This window comes from Kribbella sp. NPDC049584 (assembly GCF_040675555.1).
In the GTDB taxonomy this organism is placed as follows: Bacteria; Actinomycetota; Actinomycetes; order Propionibacteriales; family Kribbellaceae; genus Kribbella.
Map to the genome: position 1 here is coordinate 47,283 of NZ_JBFAPF010000012.1, position 23,854 is coordinate 71,136.

26 protein-coding genes are annotated in these 23,854 nt (G+C 68.3%); 14 read left to right on the forward strand and 12 right to left on the reverse strand.

Annotated elements, in window-relative coordinates:
• The first annotated feature begins 103 nt into the window (after positions 1-103).
• Positions 104-895 (forward strand): glycosyltransferase, encoded by a 792-nt coding sequence (locus AB0J62_RS32750; RefSeq protein ID WP_363879415.1) that lies wholly within the window; start codon positions 104-106, stop codon positions 893-895.
• Positions 892-2,436 (forward strand): DUF2029 domain-containing protein, encoded by a 1,545-nt coding sequence (locus tag AB0J62_RS32755; protein ID WP_134106281.1) that lies wholly within the window; start codon positions 892-894, stop codon positions 2,434-2,436. Before AB0J62_RS32750 ends, AB0J62_RS32755 begins: the two co-directional genes overlap by 4 nt.
• A 26-nt stretch (positions 2,437-2,462) precedes the next feature.
• On the opposite strand, the gene larC is transcribed toward AB0J62_RS32755, so the two are convergent.
• Positions 2,463-3,734, reverse strand: a complete 1,272-nt coding sequence (gene larC, locus AB0J62_RS32760) for a nickel pincer cofactor biosynthesis protein LarC (RefSeq protein WP_363879419.1) — start codon at positions 3,732-3,734, stop codon at positions 2,463-2,465.
• A complete protein-coding gene (gene larB, locus AB0J62_RS32765; protein ID WP_363879423.1) occupies positions 3,734-4,450 on the reverse strand; it encodes a nickel pincer cofactor biosynthesis protein LarB in 717 nt (238 codons plus the stop codon). The genes larC and larB overlap by 1 nt, the downstream gene beginning before the upstream one ends.
• 111 nt (positions 4,451-4,561) lie before the next feature.
• On the opposite strand from larB, the gene AB0J62_RS32770 reads away from it, so the two are divergent.
• Positions 4,562-5,038 (forward strand): DUF4446 family protein, encoded by a 477-nt coding sequence (locus AB0J62_RS32770; protein WP_363879426.1) that lies wholly within the window; start codon positions 4,562-4,564, stop codon positions 5,036-5,038.
• A gap of 962 nt (positions 5,039-6,000) precedes the next feature.
• Complete coding sequence (locus tag AB0J62_RS32775) at positions 6,001-6,549, forward strand: hypothetical protein (RefSeq protein WP_363879429.1); 549 nt, start codon at positions 6,001-6,003, stop codon at positions 6,547-6,549.
• A 182-nt stretch (positions 6,550-6,731) separates the two neighbouring features.
• On the opposite strand, the gene AB0J62_RS32780 is transcribed toward AB0J62_RS32775, so the two are convergent.
• Positions 6,732-8,324: a diacylglycerol kinase family protein gene (locus tag AB0J62_RS32780; protein ID WP_363879432.1), complete on the reverse strand. Its 1,593-nt coding sequence runs from the start codon at positions 8,322-8,324 to the stop codon at positions 6,732-6,734.
• 139 nt (positions 8,325-8,463) lie between these two features.
• Between AB0J62_RS32780 and serS the strand changes: the two genes are divergently transcribed.
• Positions 8,464-9,738 carry a serine--tRNA ligase gene (gene serS / locus AB0J62_RS32785; protein WP_363879435.1) on the forward strand — a complete coding sequence of 425 codons (1,275 nt, stop codon included), beginning with the start codon at positions 8,464-8,466 and terminating at the stop codon, positions 9,736-9,738.
• The gene (locus AB0J62_RS32790) at positions 9,735-10,523 is read left to right on the forward strand and encodes an HAD family hydrolase (RefSeq protein ID WP_363879438.1); all 789 of its coding nucleotides are present in this window, start codon (positions 9,735-9,737) and stop codon (positions 10,521-10,523) included. The genes serS and AB0J62_RS32790 overlap by 4 nt, the downstream gene beginning before the upstream one ends.
• Positions 10,524-10,660: 137 nt before the next feature.
• On the opposite strand, the gene AB0J62_RS32795 is transcribed toward AB0J62_RS32790, so the two are convergent.
• The gene (locus AB0J62_RS32795) at positions 10,661-11,215 is read right to left on the reverse strand and encodes a WhiB family transcriptional regulator (RefSeq protein WP_363879441.1); all 555 of its coding nucleotides are present in this window, start codon (positions 11,213-11,215) and stop codon (positions 10,661-10,663) included.
• A 575-nt stretch (positions 11,216-11,790) separates the two neighbouring features.
• Here AB0J62_RS32795 and AB0J62_RS32800 point away from each other — a divergent pair.
• On the forward strand, positions 11,791-12,600 hold the full coding sequence (locus tag AB0J62_RS32800) for an HAD family hydrolase (RefSeq protein ID WP_363879444.1): 810 nt from the start codon (positions 11,791-11,793) through the stop codon (positions 12,598-12,600).
• A 5-nt stretch (positions 12,601-12,605) separates the two neighbouring features.
• On the opposite strand, the gene AB0J62_RS32805 is transcribed toward AB0J62_RS32800, so the two are convergent.
• Together AB0J62_RS32805 and AB0J62_RS32810 are read right to left on the reverse strand one after the other, a co-directional pair.
• A complete protein-coding gene (locus AB0J62_RS32805; protein ID WP_363879447.1) occupies positions 12,606-13,217 on the reverse strand; it encodes a bacterial proteasome activator family protein in 612 nt (203 codons plus the stop codon).
• A gap of 86 nt (positions 13,218-13,303) precedes the next feature.
• Positions 13,304-13,834, reverse strand: coding sequence for a CGNR zinc finger domain-containing protein (locus AB0J62_RS32810; protein WP_363879450.1), 531 nt, complete (start codon positions 13,832-13,834; stop codon positions 13,304-13,306).
• 25 nt (positions 13,835-13,859) lie between these two features.
• On the opposite strand from AB0J62_RS32810, the gene AB0J62_RS32815 reads away from it, so the two are divergent.
• Positions 13,860-14,021 (forward strand): hypothetical protein, encoded by a 162-nt coding sequence (locus AB0J62_RS32815; RefSeq protein WP_363879453.1) that lies wholly within the window; start codon positions 13,860-13,862, stop codon positions 14,019-14,021.
• On the opposite strand, the gene AB0J62_RS32820 is transcribed toward AB0J62_RS32815, so the two are convergent.
• Complete coding sequence (locus AB0J62_RS32820; protein ID WP_363879456.1) at positions 14,005-14,577, reverse strand: TetR family transcriptional regulator; 573 nt, start codon at positions 14,575-14,577, stop codon at positions 14,005-14,007. The genes AB0J62_RS32815 and AB0J62_RS32820 overlap by 17 nt on opposite strands.
• A 71-nt stretch (positions 14,578-14,648) precedes the next feature.
• Here AB0J62_RS32820 and AB0J62_RS32825 point away from each other — a divergent pair, with 71 nt between their 5' ends.
• Positions 14,649-15,065: a VOC family protein gene (locus AB0J62_RS32825; protein ID WP_363879459.1), complete on the forward strand. Its 417-nt coding sequence runs from the start codon at positions 14,649-14,651 to the stop codon at positions 15,063-15,065.
• Between the two features lie 102 nt (positions 15,066-15,167).
• Here the strand turns inward: AB0J62_RS32825 and AB0J62_RS32830 are convergent, their stop codons facing one another.
• The 3 genes from AB0J62_RS32830 to AB0J62_RS32840 are packed head-to-tail and all read right to left on the reverse strand — an operon-like array spanning position 15,168 to position 17,608.
• The gene (locus tag AB0J62_RS32830) at positions 15,168-16,145 is read right to left on the reverse strand and encodes an NAD(P)H-quinone oxidoreductase (RefSeq protein ID WP_363879462.1); all 978 of its coding nucleotides are present in this window, start codon (positions 16,143-16,145) and stop codon (positions 15,168-15,170) included.
• Between the two features lie 16 nt (positions 16,146-16,161).
• Positions 16,162-17,025: an aminoglycoside phosphotransferase family protein gene (locus AB0J62_RS32835; RefSeq protein ID WP_363879465.1), complete on the reverse strand. Its 864-nt coding sequence runs from the start codon at positions 17,023-17,025 to the stop codon at positions 16,162-16,164.
• A gap of 43 nt (positions 17,026-17,068) precedes the next feature.
• Positions 17,069-17,608 carry an NTP transferase domain-containing protein gene (locus tag AB0J62_RS32840; protein ID WP_363879468.1) on the reverse strand — a complete coding sequence of 180 codons (540 nt, stop codon included), beginning with the start codon at positions 17,606-17,608 and terminating at the stop codon, positions 17,069-17,071.
• A 41-nt stretch (positions 17,609-17,649) separates the two neighbouring features.
• Between AB0J62_RS32840 and AB0J62_RS32845 the strand changes: the two genes are divergently transcribed.
• The 5 genes from AB0J62_RS32845 to AB0J62_RS32865 all read left to right on the forward strand — a co-directional run bounded on the left by AB0J62_RS32845 (position 17,650) and on the right by AB0J62_RS32865 (position 22,628).
• Complete coding sequence (locus AB0J62_RS32845; RefSeq protein ID WP_363879471.1) at positions 17,650-18,441, forward strand: carbon-nitrogen hydrolase family protein; 792 nt, start codon at positions 17,650-17,652, stop codon at positions 18,439-18,441.
• Positions 18,442-18,499: 58 nt separating this feature from the next.
• Positions 18,500-19,528: an Rv2231c family pyridoxal phosphate-dependent protein CobC gene (gene cobC, locus AB0J62_RS32850; RefSeq protein WP_363879474.1), complete on the forward strand. Its 1,029-nt coding sequence runs from the start codon at positions 18,500-18,502 to the stop codon at positions 19,526-19,528.
• Between the two features lie 146 nt (positions 19,529-19,674).
• Positions 19,675-20,256, forward strand: coding sequence for a BatC protein (locus AB0J62_RS32855; RefSeq protein ID WP_363879477.1), 582 nt, complete (start codon positions 19,675-19,677; stop codon positions 20,254-20,256).
• Positions 20,257-20,261: 5 nt separating this feature from the next.
• Complete coding sequence (locus AB0J62_RS32860) at positions 20,262-21,644, forward strand: cupin domain-containing protein (RefSeq protein WP_363879480.1); 1,383 nt, start codon at positions 20,262-20,264, stop codon at positions 21,642-21,644.
• 57 nt (positions 21,645-21,701) lie between these two features.
• Complete coding sequence (locus tag AB0J62_RS32865; RefSeq protein WP_363879483.1) at positions 21,702-22,628, forward strand: sucrase ferredoxin; 927 nt, start codon at positions 21,702-21,704, stop codon at positions 22,626-22,628.
• A 22-nt stretch (positions 22,629-22,650) separates the two neighbouring features.
• Here AB0J62_RS32865 and AB0J62_RS32870 read toward each other — a convergent pair whose 3' ends face one another.
• On the reverse strand, positions 22,651-23,250 hold the full coding sequence (locus AB0J62_RS32870) for a gamma carbonic anhydrase family protein (RefSeq protein WP_363879486.1): 600 nt from the start codon (positions 23,248-23,250) through the stop codon (positions 22,651-22,653).
• A 187-nt stretch (positions 23,251-23,437) separates the two neighbouring features.
• On the reverse strand, positions 23,438-23,806 hold the full coding sequence (locus AB0J62_RS32875; protein WP_363879489.1) for a hypothetical protein: 369 nt from the start codon (positions 23,804-23,806) through the stop codon (positions 23,438-23,440).
• Positions 23,807-23,854: the final 48 nt, after the last annotated feature.

Here is a 23,854-nt window from a genome sequence, read left to right on the forward strand (position 1 = left end):
GCCAGCTGCCTGGTCGACCGAACGTCGTACGAAAGGACGAATATCCACAGCCGGCCGACGCTGACGAGGTCGATCGGCTGGAGAGGAACTAGGCTGCGGTGCTGTGTCCGGTCATGATGTCTCCCCCGAGCCGTTCGAGCGTGCCGTCGCCTGTGTGATCCCGGCGAAGGACGAGGCCGACCGGATCGCGGCGACCGTCGACGCGGTGCACAAGATCATCGGGGTGGACCTGGTCGTGGTCGTCGACGACGGCTCGACGGATGGTACGGCGGAGGCCGCCGAGCGCGCCGGCGCCGTCGTGGTCCGCCACGAGCGCAACCGGGGCAAGGCAGCCGCGATGGAGACCGGCGCGGCCGCGGTCGCCGAGCGCGACGGTGCCCGTGCGCGACACCTGCTGTTCCTCGACGCCGACCTGACCGACACCGCGTCCGGCGCCGGCCCGCTGATCGAGCCGGTGCAGACCGGCCGGGCGGACATGACCATCGGCACGTTGCCGGCACAAGTCCGGGCCGACGGGTCCAAGGCCGGCGGCCACGGCTTCGTCGTACGGCTGTCGCGCGCCGGGATCGAGGAGGCGATCGGCTGGGCGCCGGAGCAGCCGTTGTCCGGCCAGCGCTGCTTGACGCGCGCCGCGTTCGATTCCGCCGTACCGCTGGCTGCCGGGTTCGGGGTCGAGACCGCCCTGACGATCGACCTCGGCCGGAAGGGTTTCCGCATTCTCGAAGTGCCGATCGACGTCCGGCACCGGGCGACCGGGGCTGACCTGCGCGGTCAACTGCACCGCGCGAAGCAGTACCTGCACGTCCGGCGCGCGCTCGCCGTCCGCAGCGCACTCCCCGCGGACGGTGGTGGCCCGTCGCTCCGCAGTCTCTTCCCGCGGAAGTCCGCGCAATGAGCACTGATCTGCAGCTCGGCAAGAAGTACGGTCGCCGGGCCGTCGCTCTCTACCTGGTCAGTACGGCGCTGATCGTCGCGGTCGGCCTGCTCGGACCGTCCGTGGTCGTGCTGACGCTGACCGGCCGGCACCCATGGCTCCCGTCGTACTGGTTCGACGCGCATGCCAACGACTGGCTCGTATCGGTGATGATCTACGTCGCGATCGCGCTCGGTGGGTACGGCGTTTTCCTTGCCACCAAGGCGCTCCGGCACGGCTGGGCGCCGCGCGTCGACCGATTGATTGCCTTGGGCATCGGCACGATCGCGGCCATCACGTTGGTGCCACCCATGGCTTCCGGCGACGTGCTGATCTACGCGGCGTACGGGCGGATCATGGCGCTCGGCGGCGACCCGTACACGGCTTCGCCCGCGGACACGATCCGGCTCGGGTACGACCCGGTCATCGCCGCGACCGAGCGGCCGTGGCAGGGCGCGCGCAGTGTGTACGGCCCGATCGCGACCTGGATCCAGTGGCTCTCGTCGCTGATCGGCGGCGACTCCGCACAGCTCACCGTGTGGATGTTGCAGTTGTCGATCGCGATCAGCCTGGTGGTCACCGGCCTGCTGCTGGTGAAGCTGGTCGGCAAGGACCTGCCGGCCCGGCGGCGCGTGATCATGCTCGGCCTCGCGAACCCGCTGATCCTGTGGTCGGTGCTGGCCGGCGCCCACAACGACGCGATCGCGGTGATGTTCGCTGTGATCGCGCTGGTGCTGTTCCGGCGGCACGTGTTCCTGGCGGGCATCCTGATCGGTGTCGCGGGGTGCACCAAGCTGTCGATCGGGCTGGTCGGCGTCGCCATGCTGTGGGCGCTGCGTGCGGATCGGCGGAAGGCCGCGTTCTTCTGCGGTGGCGGTGCGATCGCGATGGGCGGTCTGTACGCGATTGTCGGACTGCAGGCGTTCCAGCAGGCGCGGTCGCAGACGTCGTTCATCTCGACCGGCACACCGCACAAGGTGCTGCTGAGCTTCTTCACCCTCTTCCTGCCGAACGGCCTGGTCCGGACGTTCCTGGCGATCCTCGCGTGGGTCGGCCTGATCGTGGTCGCGATCCTGCTGTCGCAGGTGTTCCCGAAGTCGCTGGTCCCGCAGACGCATCCCGACGACCCGACGCCGGCCGCGATCCGGTACACCGCGATCTACGCGATCGCGTGGGTCCTGACCGCGATGTACTCACTGCCCTGGTACGACGTGATCGCCTGGGTTGCCCTCGCCGCGGTCGCCGCGTCGAAGGTGGACGGCCTGATGGTCGTCCGTACGACGATGCTCGCGATCGCGTACGTGCCTGGCCGCGACCCGAACGCGCGGCAGGTCGCGGCGAGCCTGTCGGACTCGCTCGAGTTCTTCAGCGCGCGACTGCGGGACACTCTCTGCCCCGCAGTTGAGCTGGCGGTGCTGATCGGGTTGATCGTCTGGGCGCGACGCAGTGGTGCGCAGTGGTGGCCGTACGACTGGCCGCGCCGCAAACAGAAGGCTGTCCCGCAGAAGGCCGAAGCGCTGTAGTTCTCTGTGGTTCGCCGTAGTTCGCTCTAGTTCCAGAGGTCGTGGCCTGCTGCGACGGCCTTCGCGAGGATGCTCTTGACCGGCTTCTTCAGCGCGTTCGCGGCGGCCGCTACATCGTCGTACTCCGGCTGCACGTTGACCACCTGACCGCCGTACCGCGCGATCTTCACGTGGATGCTCTGGCCCTCGACGTCGACCGTGGTGAACTCGCGGTCCGCGGCATGCTTTCGGATGCCGAACTCACGCAGGCCGATCGCGGAGGTCTCGGACAGGATCACCGCGCGGACCATCTCGGCGTTCGCGCTGCCCACGAGGACCGAGAGGGTGTGCGCCGGGCGGCCCTTCTTCATCAGGATCGGCGTCAGCCACGCGTCCGCGGCGCCGGCTTCCATCAGCCGGGCGAGGACCTGCGGCCAGATCCGCGGGTCGAGATCATCGACGTTGGTCTCGTAGACGAGCTCGGTTGCGGAGCTCTCGGTCGATTCGCCGAGCACCACGCGCAGAATGTTCGGCACCTCGACCGGGTCACGACCGCCGGCGCCGAGGCCGGTCTGCTGGATCCGCATCGGCGGGAGGGTCCCGTACTCGTCCGCCAGGCTGGCCAACAGGGCCGCGCCGGTCGGCGTCGTCATCTCGTACGGCGCTGTGCCGCCGGTGACCGGTGCTTGTGCCTCGGACATGATCGCGAGGACCGCCGGGCCGGGGATGGGGATCCCGCCGTGTTGTCCGCGAACCTGCCGTCCGCCGCCCAGCACGACCGTCGACACAACGATCCGGTCGAGATCCAGCGAGACGGACGCCGCGGCCACGCCGACGATGTCCGCGATCGCATCCAGCGCGCCGACCTCGTGGAAGTGCACGGTGTCCGGCTCGACGCCGTGGGCCGCGGCCTCGGCCCGGGCAAGCCTCGCGAAGGTGTCGAGCGCGCGTCGGCGGACTGGGTCACTGAGCTCCGCCTCCTCGAGCAATCGTCGGACGTCAGCCCAGGCCCGCGTAGGGCCCGAGTGCACGTGAGCTACCCCATGCCCGTGGCCATGGCCCGCTTCCGCGTGGTCGTGCCCGTGGCCATGGCCCGCGTCCGGGATGTTTTCCGGGTGGGGTTCGCCGTTGACCTCGACGGTGGCTTTGGTGGCGGCTATCTGGTGGCGGGCCGTCTGCTGGACGGAGACGGACAACGACGGGTCGACGGCGGCGACGGCCGCATTCACCGCGTTGAGGTCCGCCCCGGCCGCGATGAACGCGCCGAGGAGCATGTCCCCGGACGCACCAGCCGAGCAATCGAGCCAAGCGATGCGCATCAGGCTTCCTTCGTCTCGCGCGGAACGGACTGTCGAGCCACCCGAGCCGCGAACACCCCGGCCCCGAACCCGTTGTCGATGTTCACGACCGACACCCCGGGCGCACACGAGTTCAGCATCCCGAGCAGCGCAGCCAGTCCGCCGAACGAAGCGCCGTACCCGACCGACGTCGGCACAGCCACCAGCGGTACGCCGACCAGTCCGCCGACCACGCTCGGCAGCGCACCTTCCATACCGGCCACGACGATCAAGCAGTCCGCGGCATTGAGCCGCTCTCGTACGCCGAGCACCCGGTGCAGTCCAGCCACACCAACGTCCGTGATGACGTCCACGTCAGCGCCGAAGACGCGAGCAGTCGTCGCCGCCTCAGCCGCAACCGGCGCATCCGACGTACCAGCAGCAACCACGGCGACCGTTCCGCGCAGTACGCCGGGCTCGCCGAGCACCGCCGTACGCCCGACCGGATCCACAACAGCTTCCGGCAGCGCAGCGGTCACCGCCTCTTGCGCCTCTTCGGTCAGCCGGGTCGCGAGGACGGCGTGTCCGGGGTGCGTGGCGTGCAGTGTGCGCAGCAGTTCCACCACCTGAGACGGCGTCTTGCCGGCTCCGTAGACGACTTCGGCGTCGCCGGTACGCTCCAACCGGTCAGTGTCGAGGCGGGCATATCCGAGGTCGTGGACGCCCGGTTGTGGGCCCTGATCAGGCAAATGTGTCACGCCGCGAATCTACGTTGCCCCGGCCCGAGGTGCCGCATCCGTACCATTCACACACGCTGTGCGATCGCCTGAACACTCAGGCATAACACCGGATGCTTTAGGCTCTCGTGCGTGTCTTCGACGTTAGCCGGTGCCTTCGGGGTCGCTGCCCTGTTCGTGGCGGTGCTTGCCCTGGTCTTCGCGATCCAGGCCCTCCGGGCCCGGACCGACACGTCGTCCGCGCCCGCTCCCGTCCCCGAGCCGGAACCCGCACCCGAGCCCGAACCCAAGCCCGGCACGGTGAAGTCCGAACTCCGCAAACTCGGCAAGGAACTCGCCGTCACCCGCGCCGAACTGAAGGACACCCTCCAGCACCTCGCCGTCGTCCGGTACGACGCCTTCGGCGAAACCGGCGGGAAACTGTCATGGTCGATGGCAATCCTCGACAACAACGGCGACGGCGTCGTCCTCACGTCGATCAACAGCCGCGCCGACGCCCGCACGTACGCCAAGGAAATCAAGTCCTTCACCAGCGAATCCAAACTCTCGCCGGAAGAAGAAGAAGCCATCGACACCCTCCGCAAAGAATCCGGCCCAACAGTCAACTGAGGTGGATTCCCCCCGCGTGCAGCCAGCCACCCCGCGTGCAGCCAGTCGCCCCGCGTGCTCCGCAACCGCCTCTCGTCGCTGCGCTCCTCGGCGCGTCCGCTACGCCCGCACCCGCCCACCCCCCGGCTACCGCCGGTGCATCCTTTCCGGCTATCGCCGGGATCTTCCGGCTGCCGCCGGGATCTTCCGGCTATCGCCGGGTGTTGCGGGCTGCCGCCCGCGGGTGACTGCTGAGCGGCTGACCAGCTTGTTGTGAGCGTGACGACGGGGAGAGTGGTGAGCCCGCCTGCGTGCCGCGCGGTCGCGTCCCGTCTTTGCGCTCCTCGGCGCACCCGCTCCGGGCGCTCCCGCCCACACCAGGCTGAGCGCGGGTGCACCCCACCGGCTACCCCCGGGCTCTCCGGCTGCCGCCGGGCCTTGGCGGCGGCGAGCGTCGTACCGGCGAGGTTTTCTTCGGTCGCGGTGTTCGGACTGCCGTCGGGATCCTCCGGCTGCCGCCGGGATCCTCGGACTGCATGGGGATCTTCCGGCTGCCACCGGCACGGTCCCGGCTGCCACCGGGGCCGTCTGGCTACCCGCCGGGTGCGCGCGGGCTGCCGCCCGCGGTGACTGCTGAGCGGCTGACCAGCTTGTTGTGAGCGTGCCGGGGAGAGTGGTGAGCCGTCTCAGTGCTGGCCGCCGTTCGTCGCTGTGCTCCTCGGCCCGGATGCTTGGCGCGCAACGCCAACCCCGGTTGCCGCCGGGCCTTCCGGCTATCGCTGGGGTCGTGCCAGCTGCCGCCCGCGGGTGACTGCTAGCCGGTTGCCCTGCCTGCCGTGGATGCCGTCGGCTGTGGTTGGGAGGACTGTGGTTTGGCGGCGGCGGCCGCGCCGCTGCTCTGGTGCGTTGAGGGTTTGGCTCTTCTACCATCAGCGGGAAGGTCCGTGGGCCGGGACTTCGATGGTGCCTGGAGGCGGTGGGGTGTGGGGACTGGGCTGGGGCCAGCTGACTGGGCGGCAGAGTTCGTGCGGGCAGGCGAGGTGCGGATCGCGCCGCGTCGGCGGGTTACCGCGCTGAAGGCGATGCTCTACGGGTTCTTGGTCGCGAACGAGGTTGCTGCCGTCGTATCGGCCGCTCTTGGTCGGCAGAGCTGGCGATGGTGGCCGCTGTTCTGTGTGGTCGCGGTGCCGACCGTGGTTCCGCTGGTCTGGATGTATGCCCGGCTCTCCCTCTCAGGTCGGCCGATTCTGATCCTGGACAGGAGCGGGGTATCGCTCGGCCGGAAACGTCTCGCCTGGGACGAGATCACGGCCATCGAAAGCCCCAATTCGCGGCGCCGGCGTCCGTCCGATCCACGCCGACCGGTGGACGCCTCTCGCGGGTGGTTCGGGTTCGTCACCGTGGTCCCGGCCGTGGATCGCCTAAAGCGCCAGATCTCCGTGGGAGGGGACCACGTAAAGGACCTCGAGGGCCTGGCGATCTGGCTGGATGCGCTCGCCCGAGAACAGCAACTCGGCAACCGGACCGCCTGACCCGGCCGCCGGCCGCGAAGCTCACCAGCCGGACCGGCTGATCCGGCCCGAGGTCGCGAAGCCCGCCAACCGGACCGCCTGACCCGGCCGCCGGCCGCGAAGCTCACAACCGCCTGAACCGGTCCTAGGTCGCGAAACCGACCCTCGGGCCAGCCGTCGGGCGGGGTCTTCCGGCTGGATGGCTACCGGCGCTTGGGGACTCGGGCGGTTAGGGCGCCGGGCTCGATTTCGCAGACGAGGTAGCGGCCTGGGCCGATTGGGTCGCCGTCGAGTTGGCGTTGGACGTCGACGGCTGCGTGGATCTCTACCTTGCGGCCGGTGAAGCGCTCCAGGTACATGTCGGTCCGGTTGGTTCGGGTCATCAGGCGCCAGAGGACGATCGGCCACTGCGTCACCCGCCTCGGTGCGATCACGACCACGTCCAGCAGGCCGTCGTCCGGCCGCGCGTCCGGCAGTAGTGGGATGTTGGCCTGCAGCATCCCGACGTTCCCGACCACGACCGTCCGGACCCGTCGTTCGAGTGGCTCCTCGTCGTCGAGCGCCAGGGTCACCCGCACTGACGGATGGTTGATGTTCTTCGCGGCAGACACGAGGTACGCCGTCCAGCCGATCTGCTTCTTCAGATGCGGTGGCGCATCGGAGATGATCGCGGCGTCCAGCCCCAGGCCGGCCATCACCGCGAAGTGGTCCGTGTCCAGCTGATCGCCGTGCACCCGGACGAGGTCGATCCGGCGGTCGCGGCCTTCCAGGGTCCGTTCCAGGGCGTCGTCCAGGTCGAGCGGGATGTGCAGGTTGCGAGCCAGCAGGTTGCCCGTGCCGGCCGGGATCACGCCGACCGGGATGCCGGTGTGCGCGAGCGCAGAGCAGACCACCCGGACCGTGCCGTCGCCACCGGCGACCAGCACCAGGTCCGACTCGTACTCGATCGCCTGCTTGGCCATCGCGTTGCCGGCGTCGTCCTCGCGGGTTTCCAGCCACAGCGGTTCGTCGTACCCGCGGACCTCGAGGGCTCGCGTGACCTTCCGGCGGAACGCGACGCCGTCGCCGACCTTGATCGGGTTCACGATCACGGCTGCCCGCGGGGGAGCCGCCGTACCGTCGCCATCTGACGGCGTACGACGACGTCGGCGGCGCAGCCCCGGTCGGAGACCGAAGCCGATCGACGTCGCGGTCAGGATCGCCAGACCGAGCGCCCAGCCGCCGAGTACGTCGGACACGTAGTGGACGTTCAGCGCGATCCGGTCGGCCGACACGATCCACACCACCGCGATCACCGGCAGCAGGACCAGCAGCCGGAACCGCCGCCGCCAGCCGCGCACAGACGGCAGTACGACGCCCAGCGCGCCGGCCATCACGAACGCGGCCGTCGCGTGACCGGACACGTACGAGTAGCCGCTGACCGTGACCAGCGTCTGGGCCGGCGGCTCACGCTCGAAGATCTGCTGAACCACCTGGACCAGCACGAGCTCGGCGGCCGCCGAAGTGAGCAGCCAGAACGTCAGCAAGCGGGCGCGGCGATGCCAGAGGTACGCCGCGACGATCACGATCACCGCCCGTGACGTCCACGGCAGCACGACCGCTCCGACCACCTGCCAGAAGTCGACGACGCTCTCGTGCATGGCGCCGTACGACGCTGCTCGGTCCGCGACCGACTGGTCCCAGCGCGCCAGCGGCGGCCAGTGCTCGAACACCAGCAGCGTGATCACCGTGAACGGCAGCGCACCCAGCACGACCGTGAGCGCACGGCCGACCGGACTGGGTGGGTGGTGGTTCATCGCCCCCTCAGGGCCCCCTCCGTGATCGGGTGCACTCAGTGCTTCGTCGAGAAGCGTTCGGCGCGCTCCTCGACGAGACACACCCCATCATCCCGAATACACTTCGCCGCCGATGACACGCCCCGATACCCTCATGGGTGTGATTGACGCGAAACTGCTCCGTGAGAACCCCGATGTCGTCCGCGCGGCCCTGACCAAGCGCGGTGAGAGTACGGACCTGGTCGACCAGATCCTGGTTGCCGACAGTGAGCGTCGATCGTCCATCTCCGCCTTCGAGGCGCTCCGGGCCGAGCAGAAGTCGCTCGGCAAGGAGGTCGCCCGGGCGAAGGGTGACGAGCGGACCGCTCTGCTGGAACGGACCAAGGCCGTGGCCGCGGACGTGAAGGCCAACGAGGCGGCCGCCAAGGAGGCCGAGCAGCGCTTCGACGACCTCGCGAAGGCCCTGCCGAACCTGGTCTCCGACGAGGCTCCGGTCGGCGGCGAGGACGACTTCGTCGTGGTCGAGGAGGTCGGCAAGCCGCGTGACTTCGCCGCCGAGGGCTTCGAGCCCCGCGACCACCTCGAGCTGGGCGAGCTGCTCGGCGCGATCGACATGGAGCGTGGCGCCAAGATCTCGGGCAGCCGGTTCTACTTCCTCAAGGGCGCCGGGATGCTGCTCCAGCTCGGCATGCTGCAGCTGGCCGTCCAGCAGGCGGTGGAGAACGGCTTCACCCCGATGATCACGCCGACGCTGGTCAAGCCCGAGGTGATGGGCGGCACCGGATACCTGTCGGCGCACGACGACGTGTACCGCCTCGAGGACCCCGAGCTGTACCTGACCGGTACGTCGGAGGTCGCGCTCGCCGGCTACCACATGGACGAGATCCTCGACCTGTCGAACGGCCCGATCCGGTACGCCGGCTGGTCGTCCTGCTACCGCAAGGAAGCCGGCTCGCACGGGAAGGACACCCGCGGGATCATCCGCGTCCACCAGTTCGACAAGGTCGAGATGTTCTCCTACTGCAAGCTCGAGGACGCCGCCGACGAGCACCTGCGGCTGCTGGCCTGGGAGAAGGAGATGCTCGACAAGATGGAGCTGAGCTACCGGGTGATCGACACCGCGACCGGTGACCTCGGCGTCTCGGCGTACCGGAAGTTCGACTGCGAGGCGTGGGTGCCGACGCAGGGCCGGTACCGCGAGTTGACGTCGACGTCGAACTGCACGGACTTCCAGGCCCGCCGGCTGAATATCCGGCATCGCGACGCCGACGGCAAGACCCAGCCGGTCGCGACGCTGAACGGGACGCTGGCCACCACCCGCTGGATCGTCGCCATCCTGGAGACACACCAGCTGGCCGACGGCTCGGTCCGGGTGCCGACGGCTCTCCAGCCGTACGTCGGCGGTCGCGAGGTCCTCGAACCGGTCGGTAAATGACCGGAAGGCCGACAGCTGTTGCGCTGGACATCGATGGCACGCTCATAGATCACGACGAGGGATTGTCGCCCGCGGTTCTGGACGCGGTTCGCCGTACGGCGGCGCAGGTTCCCGTCATCCTGGCCACCGGCCGGGCCTGGTCGACCACCAAACCGGTGGCCGAGCGGCTCGGCCTGCCGGCCGGCGGATTCGTTGTCTGTAGCAACGGCGCGCGGACGATGCGGTTCCCGGACGGCGAGGTCGTCGACGAGCGGACCTTCGACCCGTCGACGGTGATCACGTCGGTGCGCAAGCACGCACCGAACGCGCGGATGGCCGTCGAGGAGTCCGACGGCACCTACCTGGTGACCGCGCCGTTCCCGGACGGCGACCTCGGCCGTGATGCCAGGATCCGCGTGGTCGGCGACGACGAGCTCGCGCCGCTGCCTGTGACCCGGTTGATCATCCGTGACCCGGACCAGTCGGAGAGCGACTTCGTCCAGCTGGCGGAACGCCTCGGCCTGCACGGCGTCAGCTATTTCGTCGGCTGGACGGCCTGGCTCGATATCGCGCCCGAGGGCGTCGACAAGTCGACCGGGCTGAAGGTCGCGCTCGCGCAGTACGACCTGGATCCGTCCGGCCTGCTGGCGATAGGTGACGGACGCAACGATATCGAGATGCTGACGTACGCCGGTCTCGGTATCGCCATGGGTTCGGCTCCTGACGAGGTGAAGTCGGCCGCCGACGAGGTGACCAAGTCCGTCCAGGACGACGGCGTCGCCACGATACTCAACCGCTGGTTCTGACCACAGGCCTTTCGGCGAGGATCGAAGGCTTGACACGATCAACTTGCTGTAGGCAACCGAAAGGCCCGGAACCCCTGTGTGTACAGGAGTTCCGGGCCCCGTGTCAACGATAGTCCGCTGGCGGGCCGAGTATCGGATCAAGCAACCCGGGTACTACCGGTCCGGCGTGGCTGGCACTGCTGGTCGACGACGGCGTCGAACGCGTCGAGCACGGCGCTGACCTCGGGCCGCGGCCGCGGCGTCTTGGCTGCCGGGCTCTGGCCGCGCCGGGCACGGCGCAGGTGGCGCTTCACCGTCGACAGCGAGCAGCCCAGCCGCATGGCCAGGGACTCCAGGCTGTCGTTCGGGTACTGCGTGCGCAGCCGAAGGACCTCCTCGTGGCTCACCGGCCGGCGCGTGCCCCGTGCACCGGCGAGCTGGTCGAAGTCGTCGGCCTGCACCTCGACGTCGAGCAGGTTGCGGATCGAACGCCGTTGTACAGCAGTGGTTCCGGCGACGAAGCCGCTGACATCGTGCTCGGCGACGGCGCTGTACAGGCATTCGGTGAAGAGCGGGCAGGACGCGCACAACGCCTTTGCCTCACGGACGAGCTGTTCGTACCGCTCCCGCGTACGACGGGTTGCGGACGCGGGTGGCGGTTCTTCCATCAAGCGGTGCTGAAAGATGTCGGAACGGGCGATGCAGCCGGTCATTGCCCCCTCCCTGATGGAAGATGTGTCGACAGCCGCTCGGGAGCTACTGCCCCCCGGCCCCGCTAGATTGGCGCTGTTGACGGTCATCAAGGCTCCCCAAGTATCAAGACCCGAGTGAACGAACGATGAACAACGTTCGCCCGCACGGATCCGCTAGCTGATGGACCCGCGCTTTGTTGCCGGCCCACCATGTCGTCCCGGGCGCGGGACGCACCGATCCATAACTGTTGACGCCACTGCCAGGGATTTGGTTGCAGCCAATTCCACAACAGTTCTTCGACGTTTGTGTGTGCTTCCGGAGCGGGGCGGCATCAGTCGCGCTGAACCAGAACACGCTTAGGACGCGGCCGAACAGCCGCCGGTTCCCCACCAGACCAACGCATGAAATCACGCGCCAACCGTGCCGCGCAGGGGAACTTGCTGCCTTTGCAGCATCCTGCCGTAACGGTCTGATGACGTTGTCAAAGGCTCAATTAGATAAGTCAAAAAGGCCTGAAACCGACGTCCAATAGCTTGCGCCCGGGGCATCGGGAGGAGTAGTGCGACGCCGGCTGCGACGAGGATACGGTGGGCTGGTGACGGCTTCGCAGTACCCCCGCCTGATTGCCACCGATCTCGACGGAACGCTGGTCCGCAGCGACGGCACCGTGTCCGAGCGGACGCGCTCCGCCGTACTCGCGGCACAGCATGCCGGAAGTGTTTTCGTGATGGTCACCGCCCGGCCACCTCGCTGGCTGCACGACCTGTCCGACCTGGTCGGCGATCACGGGATCGCGATAGTTGCCAACGGCGCTATTTTGTACGACGTCCTGCGGCGTAAGGCGATCCGGACCCGGTTGATCGATCCCGCGGTCGCACTCGACGTCGCGCAGGCGATCCGTACGGCGATCCCCGACGTGCAGTTCGCCATCGAGCGACCGAACCGCTACGGACAGGAACCGGTCTACCTCAACCGCTGGCCCAAACCCGACGACACGTTGGTCGCCGCGGTCGAGGAGCTACTTTCGGAGCCGGCCGCAAAACTGCTCGTCAGGCATCCGAGCCTGCCCTCCGACGAGCTGCTGGCGCTCGTCGCACCGTTGGTCGGCCAACGGGTCACGGCCAGCCACAGCGGCGGTCACGGCTTGGTGGAGATTTCCGCGAGTGGTGTCTCGAAGGCCGCGATGCTGGCCGATTTCGCCGCAGAGCAAGGGATCTCGGCTGCTGAGACGATCGCGTTCGGTGATTCCGTCAACGATCTGCCGATGCTCGCCTGGGCGGGTACGTCGTACGGCGTGGCCAATGCGCACCCCGAAGTTCTGGCGGTAGTGGACAAAGTCTGTCCTACAAACGACGAGGACGGCGTCGCCGCCGTCCTCGAGAAGTTGTTACAGCCTTTGAAATAAGGCGATTACAAATACATTCCGCCAGTGCGAGGGTCGTCGGGGTTGGCGGCCTGCGGTGCGCCGGGGAAGCCCGGGTGCCCCTCGGGCAGCTGCTGGCCGCCGGGCAGCGCGCGCCGCATCTGCTCGAGCTGCTGACGCGCGGCCATCTGCTGCGCGAACAGCGCGGTCTGGATGCCGTGGAACAAGCCCTCCAGCCAGCCCACCAGCTGCGCCTGGGCGATCCGCAGCTCGGCGTCGGTCGGGGTGCTGTCGTCGGTGAAGTCGAGGCTGAGCCGCTCCAGCTCCTCGACCAGCTCCGGCGCCAGACCGCTCTCGAGCTCCTTGATCGACGCTTCGTGGATCGCGCGCAACCGGGCGCGGGAGGCTTCGTCGAGCGGCGCCGACTTCACCTCTTCCAGCAGCTGCCGGATCATGTTGGCGACCCGCATGACCTTGGCCGGTTGCTCGACCAGCTCGGTCACCGAACGCGGTTCGTCCTCCTGCTCGTCGCGGTCGTCGTCGGAGCGCGGCGGCCCCTCGACGGCCATGCCGTCGGGCCCGACGATCAGCACCTTGCCATCCTCGGTCTTCGCCCCAGCCATCGGAATTCCCTGGCGCTCGCTGCTGCTCTCGGTCATCTGCCCATCGTAGTTCGGCCCCACTTTGAGCCCTCACCGACCATCTCCGGCGTCGTGGGGTGGTTGGTCGGTGCTCAAAGAGCGTCTCAGGATGCGCGGGCGCGGTGGCGGCGTACGGCGTCGCGGTTCGCGCAGGTGGGGCTGCAGTAGCGCTGGCGCCCGGTGCGGGACAGGTCGGCGTAGACGTTTTCGCAGCCGTCGGTGGCGCAGCGGCCTAGTCGGGTGATGCCGCGGCCGGCCAGGTGCAGCGCCGTACCCGTGCTGATCAGTGTCGCGACCAGTCGCCCGACCGGGACGTTCTCCGGGCGGTAGTGCATGTGCCAGCCGTCGCCCGCGTGGTTCGTGAGCCGCGGATGCTCGGTGTACTTCGCAAGCATCGCGTTCACCAGATCGACCCGCGTCTGCTCGTTCTCCGCGTCCACGACCCGCAGCCACTCCTCGATCGCGATGTTGACGGCCGCCAGGTCCGCCGCGGTCACGCGCCGTTCGCGCACCAGCCGGTTCTCGACGCCGCTCTCCACGCAGCGCTCGGCCAGCTCCTCCGGCGTGGTCGCCGGCCGCGTGACCAGGTTGACCGCCAGCAGAACCGCGTCCGCGCCGTAAGGGTTGAGATGCATAATGCCATTACATCACGATAGGTTCATGACAGAAACCCATCGGCATCGCTGGAGTGCGGTCTCCGCCCATCAGGTCAGCGAGGGTCTGGTCGTGTACCAGCGGTGCGCTTGCGGCCAATGGCGCATCACCAGCACACCGCCGTACCCCGTCGCGTACCCCGAGGTGGCGATCAGTCCTTCGCAGTAAGCCGGCGGACGAGGCGCGCCGTAGTCGCCTCGACGTCGTACGGATGACCGGTGCCCGGCGTCAGCTGGTCGAGGACCAGGCCGTCGATCGCGAAGTGCAGCAGGCGAATCTCCTCGGCGCCGCCCGGTAGGCCGGCGTTCGAGTTGAACGCGACGTCCGCGTCGAAGCCCTGCCGGATAGTCCGCGACAGGATCTCGTTGAGACCCGGGCGGCGAGCTGCCTCCAGGCGGAGCTCCAGGAGAGCGAGCGAGAGCTCGGGACGCCCGAGTAGACGCTCGACGATGTAGCGCACGTAGTCGGTCATCAGGTCGACATCCGGCTTGCGCCTGGCCAGTGGCTCGAGGACTGCTGGGTCCGGCGCGAGCCGCTCGAAGATTCGCTCGCCGAGTGCACCGAGCAACGCGTCGCGGGTCTTGAAGTAGTTCGACGCTGTGCCCGCGGGGAGTCCGGCGGCGGCGTCGACTGCTCGATGGGTGAGTCCGCGGGCGCCGGCCTCCGCGAGGACGGCCAGGCCGGCGTCGGCGAGCTGGGTACGGCGTTCCGGATTCCGCGGCATGTTGACAGGCTAGCAGGATTCCACTACAACTGTCGTGCACAACAACAACAGCTGTAGTAGTCAGGAGATCTATGCAACCCGCCGCATTCGGCGCGACCGTGGTGACCGACCGGCCTTCGGACGTCGCCGCCTTCTACACGCAGTACCTGGATCTCCAGGTCGGCATCGACCTCGGGTGGTTCATCACGCTCCGCCGGGGCACGGCGGACTGGGAGCTCGCGATCTGCGAGCGGGGTCACCCGACCGTTCCGGCAGCGGTGTCGGCGCAGACCGAGACGACGAACGTCTTCGGCTTCATCGTCGACGACGCGGACAAGGTCGCCGCGTTACTGGTCGAAGGTGGGGTCCGGCTCGAGACCGAGCCGGTGACCGAGGTGTTCGGCCAACGGCACTTCTTCGTCCGCGACCCCGCCGGCACCTGGATCGACGTGATTCAGCTGGTGGAACCCGATCCGGAGTGGGCCGCGGCCAACCTGGCATCGAGGTGAGCGAACTCCCCGCACTGACCAACCTCGCTCCAACGGCACATCGACCAGCGGCTGAGCGTGGGCCCGGCCCGAGTGAGGGGTTTGGTCAGTGCGGCAGGTTCGCTAGATCGTCAGCAGGACCTTGCCCAGCTGGCTGGACTGCTCGAGGGTCTCGTGAGCCTTGGCGACCTCGGCGAGGGGGAAGGTGGAGTGCACGATCGGGCGGACCTTCTTCTCCGCGATCAGCGGCCAGACGTGGCCGACGACCTCGGCGAGGATCCGGCCCTTGTCCTCGACCGAGCGGAACCGCAGGCCGGTCGCGATGATCGAGCCGCGCCGACTCATCAGCCGGCCCAGGTCGACTTCGCCCTTCGCGCCGCCCTGCATGCCGATCACGACCAGGCGTCCGTCGTACGCGAGCGACTTCACGTTGTCGGTCAGGTACTTCGCACCCATGATGTCGAGGATCACGTCGGCGCCGGCCTTCTTGGTCGCCTCCTGGACGACCGAGGCCCACTCGGCTTCCTTGTAGTTGATGGCGACGTCCGCACCGAGCCGGGTGCAGAACTCCATCTTCTCCTTGCTGCCGACCGTGGTCAGCACCCGTGCGCCGTGCGCCACCGCGAGCTGGATCGCCATCGAGCCGATCCCCGACGAGCCGCCGTGCACCAGCAAGGTCTCGCCGGCCTTGAGGTGTGCGGTCATGAAGATGTTCGACCAGACGGTCGCCACGACCTCGGGCAGCGCGGCGGCGCTGACCAGATCCAGGCCGTCCGGCACGGGCATCACCTGCGGAGCGGGTACGGCGACCTTCTCGGCGTACCCGCCACCGGCGAGCAGCGCGCAGCACTCGTCGCCGACGGACCAGCCCTCGACCTCGGCGCCGACCGCGGAGATCCGGCCCGACACCTCGAGCCCGATCGTGCCGGGGGCGCCGGGCGGCGGCGGGTAGAAGCCCTGCCGCTGCATGAGATCGGCCCGGTTCACGCCCGCCGCAACGACGTCGATAACGACCTCGTCGACGGCTGGTTGCGGGTCCGGGATCTCGCCGATCCGGAGGACCTCGATTCCGCCGGCACCCTCACACACGACAGCTCGCATGGTTCACAACTTACCCTCAGGGTGCGACCAGCTGCTCCATGTCCCGGGCGATGCTGTCGAGGTAAGTGGTCTCGCCTATCGACTGGAACCAGTCCCATAGTTCGAGCGAATGGTAGAGCCGGTAGAGATCGGTCCGTTCCGCCGGCAGGTCGCCGTACCCGTCGGTGAGGCCGGCGAGTTTCTCGGCGTTGTCGTGGGCGGAGTACTGGATCGTCTTGGCGATATCGATGAGCGGGTCGGCGGCGATCGCGTTCTCGACGTCGATGAACCCGGTGACGCGCCACGTGTCCGGATCCACGAGCACGTTGCCTTCGTGGAAGTCGTTGTGGCACAGCACGGCGGCCTCGTTGTCGGCGAACAAATGCCGGTGCTGCTCGACGTACGCGGCGATCTTTGCTTGCAGCTTCGCGTCTCCGCCGAGCTGCTCGAACTCGGCCAGCTTCTTCGCGAACTGCCGGTCCATGTACTGCTCGTTGTCCGGGAGCGGATCGAGGATCTGGTCGGTCAGATAGCCGTACTCCGGCTGCCCGATGCGATGGATGCGTGCGAGCAGTTGGCCGAGCTGTGTGTACGTCGCGCGCCAGTCCGGCGGCTCGAGCTCGGACAGCGGCACCCCGTCGAGCTTCGTGAGGATCGTGACGCTGTCGCCGACGTGGACCACTCGGGGGATCGAGCCGCTGAGTTCCTGTTCCAGCATGCCGTAGACGTGGACCTCCTTCGCCTGCTTCCAGGCCCACTCCGGCGCGTAGACCTTCACGATCAGCGGATCGGTGTCTGTGCGTACTTCGTAGACGGTGCTGAGCTGGCCACCGGTGCGCTCGACGATCTCGACGATCTCGGTACCGGGGCGGGCATCGGTCACGACGCGGGCGATATCCACAGGCTCGACGCTACGAGCCGTGTCCATCCATTTTCAGTCATTTTCAGTCGTCCAGGTCGGCCCAGGTGTCGACGTCGTCGCCGGCCCGCGTCGGTTCGCTCCAGGCGAGGGTGAGCCCGGCAAGCGTACGGCGTACCGACTTGTCCCGGGGATCACCGACGCGCTGGATCGCCTCCGCCAACGCGGTACGGCGGTACGCCGTTGCGAGCTGCTGCTCCTGTCCGGACGAGTCGCGCAGCCCGTACCCGTCGTACTCGCCGAGCCCGTCGATGAGCGTGCTCACGTCGTCCTTCGTCAACCAGGGCAGGTCGCAGCTCACGACTATGACCACTGGCGCCGTACCTCGCTGAAGGCCGGCCGCCAGCCCCGCAACCGGTCCGCCCGCCGGCGGATCCTCCACGGTCCAGTCGACCTCGCGGTACGTCGTACGCACCGGTCCGACCACTACCGTCGTGGTTGCCCCTGCCGTTGCTGTCAGCACCCGATCCAGCAGCGTCACACCGTCGAGCACCAACATCGCCTTGTCCACCCCACCGAACCGAGTGGACCCGCCCCCAGCCAGCACCACCGCGTCAAACTCCACGGAGGCAGTCTCGCACTCGAGTTGTGCGGCACCATGGAGAGATGAGGATCGCTGTGGTGCAGACCGCCAGTGGCTACGACAAGGCCGCGAACCGGGACCTGGTCGGTCGCCTGGTCGCGGACGCCGCACAGGGCAGGCCGGATGTCGTCGTGCTGCCGGAGGCGATGATGTCCGACTTCGCTGTCGAGGGTGAGTCGGTGGCTGAGGCGGCCGAGTCGCTCGACGGTGAGTTCGTGGCGACGCTGCGGAAGGCTGCGGTCGAGCACAGCGTGGCGATTGTGGCCGGCATGTTCGAGCGCAGCTGTGACCAGCATCGTCCGTACAACACCCTGCTGGCCGTCGGTGCGGACGGTTCACTGCTCGGCGCGTACCGCAAGATCCACCTGTACGACGCGTTCGGGTACAAGGAGTCCGACCAGCTCACCGCGGGCGACGTAGTTCCGGTGGTGGTGCAGGTCGGCGGCCGGAAGCTCGGATTGATGACCTGCTACGACCTGCGCTTCCCAGAGCTCTCGCGCGCACTGATCGACGCTGGAGCGGAGGTGCTCGTCGTGCCGGCGGCCTGGGTACGCGGACCGCTCAAAGAGCACCACTGGACCACTCTGCTCACTGCGCGCGCGGTGGAGAACACCTGCTACGTCGCAGCCGCCGCACAGAACGGCAAGAAGTACTGCGGCCTCAGCCAGGTCGTGGACCCGCAGGGGATCGCACTGGCCTCGGTAGGCGAGTCGGACGGATATGCGTTCGCCGAGATCACCGGCGAGCGGCTGGCCGACGTACGCAAACGCAACCCGTCTCTCCAGAACCGCCGGTACTCCGTCACGCCACGCTGAGCGACCAGTGCGCGGACCGGCTGGTCCGAAAGGGTCATTGACACGTTAACCTCCTGGCGTGGTCGATGCGTTTGATCTGGAGCATCACGGTGATCTAGAGGTCGGCGAGGGTCTCGTCGACCTCGCCGTCAACGTTCGTGCGGGCACTCCGCCGCCCTGGCTGGTCGACGCGATCACAGCGAGCCTGACGGAACTCGCGGCGTACCCACGTCCTGGGGCCGCGGTCGACGCGGTCGCGCGGCGCCATGGCGTGTCGCCGGATCGGGTGCTGCTCACCGCGGGCGCTGCGGAGGCGTTCGTGTTGATCGCGCGGGCCTTCCGGCCGCGGCATCCGGTCGTCGTTCATCCCCAGTTCACCGAGCCCGAGGCGGCGTTGCGTTCGGCCGGGCACCTCGTCGACCGGGTGATCCTGCGGCCCGAGGACGGGTTCGTGCTGGACCCGTCCGCCGTACCGCGGGATGCCGACCTGGTCGTCATCGGCAACCCGACCAACCCGACCTCTGTGCTGCACCCGGCCGACTCGCTGCGTGAACTGGCGCGGCCCGACCGGATCCTGGTCGTCGACGAGGCGTTCATGGACGCCGTACCGGGTGAACCCGAGTCGCTCGCCTGCGCATCGATCCCGGGACTTGTGGTGGTACGCAGTCTGACCAAGACCTGGGGGCTTGCCGGGCTGCGGGTCGGATATGTTCTCGCAGCGCCGAGTTTGATCGAACAATTGTCCGCCGTTCAACCGCACTGGCCGGTGTCCACTCCTGCTCTCGCCGCGGCAATTGCCTGCAGCAACGAGCGGGCCGTGGCGGAAGCGGCGCGGGCCGCGCTGGACATTTCCCGGCAACGCGTCCACCTGCTTGACAAGCTCGGAACGGCACCCGGCCTTTCGACGTACGGCGTGGCGTCGGCGCCGTTCGTTCTTATCCATGTCCGGGGTGCCGCGGAACTGCGGGAATCCCTGCGTGGGCAGGGGTTTGCGGTCCGTCGCGGGGACACGTTCCCCGGGCTCGGGCCGGACTGGTTGCGGGTCGCCGTACGGCCGGAGGACGTCACAGACGGCTTCGTGAAGGTACTCGCGGATCTCCTTCGCTGAACCGATCCGGTACCCGCTGCCGAATCGAGTCGGCGCTGTAACGCTCGAGGGGTTTAGCGGAGCTCGACTTTGCGCACAAGATGGCCAGGGTGCCCCCTGATGATGTCCCGGGCATCTTTCTGGCCATTCGCGAAGGGAGCAGCACAATGGGTCTCAGCGACGACGACATGAATACCTCATCCGAAGGTGGCGAAGGCCTGGCCGACGGGGGCGCCAACGTCGGCGGCACCGATGGCGGAGCCGACGGCGGCGCGGGCGGCAACACGTCCGGCGGGTACGGCGACAGCTCGTCCTCCGACGGCGGCGCTGACGGTGGTGCCGATGGTGGCGCTGGTGGCGCTGGAGAGGGGCCGGCTGACGGTGGTGCCTCGCCGGGTGCGCAGGACGGTGGCGCCGATGGCGGTGCGGGTGACGGCGCGGGTGGTGGCTCGGGCAACTACGGCGAGGGCACCGCGGACGGCGGCGCGAACGAGGGTGCAAGCGACGGCGGTGCTGATGGCGGTGCCGGTGGCGTCGGCGGCGGGTCCGGCTCCGGCTCCGGCGAAGGTCTGGCTGACGGCGGCGCTTCCCAGGGTGCGCAGGATGGTGGCGCGGACGGCGGTGCCGGTGGCGAAGGTACTGCGGACGGCGGCGCGAACCCGAGTGGCTCCGACGGCGGTGCCGACGGTGGCGCAGACGGCGGCGCCGGCGAAGGCCAAGGCGGCGGCGGGAACTCCGGAAGCTGGTGACCCCCATGCCGGACGCCGGGCCCACCCCCAGCCCCGCCAACCCCACGACCTCCGGTTCCCCGGGGCCTGGGACCTCCGGGAATCCGGGGAACCTCGGGAACTCCGGGGTCCGCGGGAATCCCCGGCTGCTGGCCGACGGGTCGTCGCGGGACGGGTTGCGGGATCAGCTGCGGGATGAGCGCCCGGCGCTCCGGCGTTGTGTAGCAGGAGATCTGGACGAGTTCGCGAACTCGTACTGGGGCACGCGGGCGTTGCTGTCCCACGCCCCGGATCTACCTGCGCCGTACGACGATCTGTTCAGCCTGGAAGCCGTCGACGAGCTGCTGTCTCGTCGCGGTCTACGGACGCCATTCTTGCGGATCGCGAAGAACGGCGCGGTCGTCGGGGACAGTCAGTTCACCGGACCGGCTGGTGTGGGTGCGGAGATCGCGGACCAAGTCCAGGACGACAAGGTGGCGGCGTTGTTCGCCAGCGGGCACACCGTCGTACTCCAGGCACTGCACCGGACCTGGCCCGCCTTGGTCGACTTCTCGACCCAGCTGTCCGCGGACGCTGGGCATCCGGTGCAGATAAACGCGTACATCACTCCTGCCGAGTCGCAGGGGTTCTCGGCGCACTACGACGTACACGACGTCTTCGTACTGCAAGTGGCCGGCGAGAAGCACTGGACCGTACACGAGCCCGTCCACGTCGACCCACTGCGGAACCAGCCGTGGACCGACCACGCCCAAGCAGTCGCAGCGGCTGCGCGCGACAAGGCTCCTGTGATCGACGAGGTACTGCGACCCGGCGACGCGCTGTATGTGCCGCGAGGGTTCCTCCACTCCGCCAAGGCACTGGGTGGCGTCAGCGCACATCTAACAGTCGGAATGCACACCCTGACCCGCTACCTCCTCGTGCAAGAGCTAGCCGCGCTGGCTGCCAACCAACCAGCCCTGCGGACTGCACTCCCGCTCGGCTTCGACCCGGGCGACCCCGATCAGCTGGCCGAGATCCTCCCTGCAGTGGCCGAGCTCTTCGCCCAGGAGATCCGGTCCGCCACTCCAGACGCACTAGCCGCCCGCCTACGCCGCCGTACCTGGTCCAGCAACCGACCAGCACCCCTCCCTCCGCTGGCTCACGCGGCATCAATCGCGTCCCTATCCATAGGCACAACAGTCCGCCTACGCCCCGGCCTCCGCTGCCGCGTGGTCCCCGGCGACCCAGTAGTCCTCCAACTACCGGACCGCACAATCACCTTCCCCCCATCCACCCAACCAGCCCTGACCGAACTCACCTCAGGCGCCGACTGCAAAGTAGGCAACCTCCCCGCCCTACCCGACCCCGACCAACTAGTCCTAGTCCGCCGCCTCCTCAAAGAAGCCGTCCTAGTAGCAACCAATAACTGAGGTTCGTGGAGTGACTGGTTGAAGGTGGTGTGGGCGGGTGTGGAATTGTGAGGTGTCGTGGACGACGGGGACGCTCGATACCGACCGGAGACAGGCTGCGCAGCTCGAGCTGACCTGCGGCACGACTCCCTGACAGCCACTGCACCACCTGCCCAACGCTGGCTCCTCATCGAATCCCACACCCCTTGGCCCCGACAGGCCCTGAGCGCCCTTGAACACAGCCTTGCCGACGTAGTTGCGCGGTTGTCTCGGGAGTTGGGGATTCGGCCGGTGTTGGTTCGGCGGTATGGGCGGGTGGATCGGACGCGGGGGCGGCGGTGGGGAATGGTGGACTGCCGGCCGGGGCGTGAAGAAGTTCGTTGGGGGCCGTTGCCGACGGATGAGCACCTGCTGGACGTGCTCGCCGGCAAGGTTGCAGGCACGGTCAGCACCGAGCCCGTCTACCTCGTCTGTACGCACGGCCGTCACGACGCGTGTTGTGCCGTACGAGGCCGTCCGGTCGCCGCGGCGCTTGCGGCGGCGTACCCGGAACGGACCTGGGAATGCAGCCACATCGGTGGCGATCGCTTCGCGGCAAACGTCGTCGTCCTCCCGCACGGACTGTTCTACGGCCACGTCCCACCGACCCGGGCCGTCGAACTCGCCAGTCAGTACGACAAGGGCCTCGTCGTACCCGGTCTCCTCCGTGGATCGGGTGCCTTCACCCCGCCCGTCCAAGCAGCCCAGCACTTCGCGCGCGAAGCCGGCCACTCACCAACCCTCGACAACCTCCTACCGCAGTCCGTCCAACAACTCCCCAACCAGCACTACCGAGTCGTCCTCAGCACCACCGACCCCGCGACGCCGTCGAACGCAACCTCTAGCGGATCGATCACCGTCGAGGTGTCAGCTCACCTCGACACCATCGACGCCCGCCTGACGTGCGCAGGCACCTCCCCCGCCCAGATCCGCCGCTTCGAACTCCACTCCCTCACCACCGACTGAGACCGCGAGCACGCAAGCGAGCTCAGGTTGGGTCGATGAGGCGATCCTCGAGGTGCGAGCCGTAGTAGGCGGACTGGCGGGCCATAATCTCGCGCAGAGGTGTGCCACGAGGAACGCCGTACACCGTGCCCGGAAAGTCCAGCTCGCGTTGGACCTGCCACAGCTCCTCGTGCCGGTCCGGGGAGAAGAGCTGTGTCGGGTTGCCGGCCGCGATCCAGCCGATCGGGAGGATCGTGCCTGCTTCCAGGTGCGAGTTCACGTGCAGCACGCTGTTGATCCGGAGTTCTGCGCCTGTGCCGGCGACCGAACCGGGGAACAACGCGGCGCCCGTGGCGATGAAGACCTCGTCCTCGACCGTGGCGCCGTTCACGTGTGCATGGGGACCTACCAGGACCGCGTCGCCGATCAGAGCGGGATGGTCGGCCCGGCCGCGCACCAGGGCGTTCTCCATCACCACACTGTTCTCGCCGATCCTGACCTCGCCGTTCTCCGCAGTCAGCACAGCACCGTGCAGGACTCTGCTGCCTTCACCAAGGACGACGGCGCCGCAGAGCACGGCCGATGGTGCGACGTACGCGGATTCGGGCACGACTGGTCGTCGGCCGCGGTGTTCGAGCAGCATCTGTCGCTGTCCTTTCGTTGCGTGACCACCTCGCTCCAGCTGTATCAGTGTCTGCGAACCCTGCGGACTCTCCACAGCCCGGGTCCTCACAACCCCGGGCGGCGGTGCCCTCCGGCCCGTCCACATCAGAGGTGGGAGGCTCGGCCCATCGGACAATCCGGGTGGAGAACCGCGAACTGGGCCAACATTAGAACAGATGTTCGACACAACGCAACGCATTCTGACAGGTCAGGGATGTCTCAGGACATAGGTGTCGGTTCTGTATCAGGACATCGGTGACGCTTCCGGGGCGCTTGGTGGTGACACTTCTTCGGCCCGGCGTGCAAGGCACGACCTCGCTGGAGAGGGCCACGGTCTGGGTGCTGAGTTGCTCGGTCGGGGTGCTGAAGAACCCGTCGTCGTCGCGCTGGGTGGCCACGGCCCAGCCGAGGCCGAGGCCTCCGAGCAGCAGCGGGAGGCCCATGAGGGCGAGCAGGATGCCGATGACGAGGTGGACGGGGCGGTTCCTGCGGGAGGCGGTGCGGCCTGGCTCAGGTGGCGGGGTGTAGGTGGTCATGGTTGTGGTGTCCTTCTCGCCGCCAGGCGACGTCATGACGGGGGCGCT

Bases quoted from the DNA above. Each gene is read 5' to 3' on its own strand.
- AB0J62_RS32755 (WP_134106281.1), top strand. From the start codon at position 892: ATGAGCACTGATCTGCAGCTCGGCAAGAAGTACGGTCGCCGGGCCGTC.
- larC (WP_363879419.1), bottom strand. From the start codon at position 3,734: ATGCGCATCGCTTGGCTCGATTGCTCGGCTGGTGCGTCCGGGGACATG.
- AB0J62_RS32780 (WP_363879432.1), bottom strand. From the start codon at position 8,324: ATGAACCACCACCCACCCAGTCCGGTCGGCCGTGCGCTCACGGTCGTG.
- AB0J62_RS32790 (WP_363879438.1), top strand. From the start codon at position 9,735: ATGACCGGAAGGCCGACAGCTGTTGCGCTGGACATCGATGGCACGCTC.
- AB0J62_RS32795 (WP_363879441.1), bottom strand. From the start codon at position 11,215: ATGACCGGCTGCATCGCCCGTTCCGACATCTTTCAGCACCGCTTGATG.
- AB0J62_RS32805 (WP_363879447.1), bottom strand. From the start codon at position 13,217: ATGACCGAGAGCAGCAGCGAGCGCCAGGGAATTCCGATGGCTGGGGCG.
- AB0J62_RS32810 (WP_363879450.1), bottom strand. From the start codon at position 13,834: ATGCATCTCAACCCTTACGGCGCGGACGCGGTTCTGCTGGCGGTCAAC.
- AB0J62_RS32815 (WP_363879453.1), top strand. From the start codon at position 13,860: ATGACAGAAACCCATCGGCATCGCTGGAGTGCGGTCTCCGCCCATCAG.
- AB0J62_RS32820 (WP_363879456.1), bottom strand. From the start codon at position 14,577: ATGCCGCGGAATCCGGAACGCCGTACCCAGCTCGCCGACGCCGGCCTG.
- AB0J62_RS32825 (WP_363879459.1), top strand. From the start codon at position 14,649: ATGCAACCCGCCGCATTCGGCGCGACCGTGGTGACCGACCGGCCTTCG.
- AB0J62_RS32830 (WP_363879462.1), bottom strand. From the start codon at position 16,145: ATGCGAGCTGTCGTGTGTGAGGGTGCCGGCGGAATCGAGGTCCTCCGG.
- AB0J62_RS32845 (WP_363879471.1), top strand. From the start codon at position 17,650: ATGAGGATCGCTGTGGTGCAGACCGCCAGTGGCTACGACAAGGCCGCG.
- AB0J62_RS32855 (WP_363879477.1), top strand. From the start codon at position 19,675: ATGGGTCTCAGCGACGACGACATGAATACCTCATCCGAAGGTGGCGAA.
- AB0J62_RS32860 (WP_363879480.1), top strand. From the start codon at position 20,262: ATGCCGGACGCCGGGCCCACCCCCAGCCCCGCCAACCCCACGACCTCC.
- AB0J62_RS32870 (WP_363879486.1), bottom strand. From the start codon at position 23,250: ATGCTGCTCGAACACCGCGGCCGACGACCAGTCGTGCCCGAATCCGCG.
- AB0J62_RS32875 (WP_363879489.1), bottom strand. From the start codon at position 23,806: ATGACCACCTACACCCCGCCACCTGAGCCAGGCCGCACCGCCTCCCGC.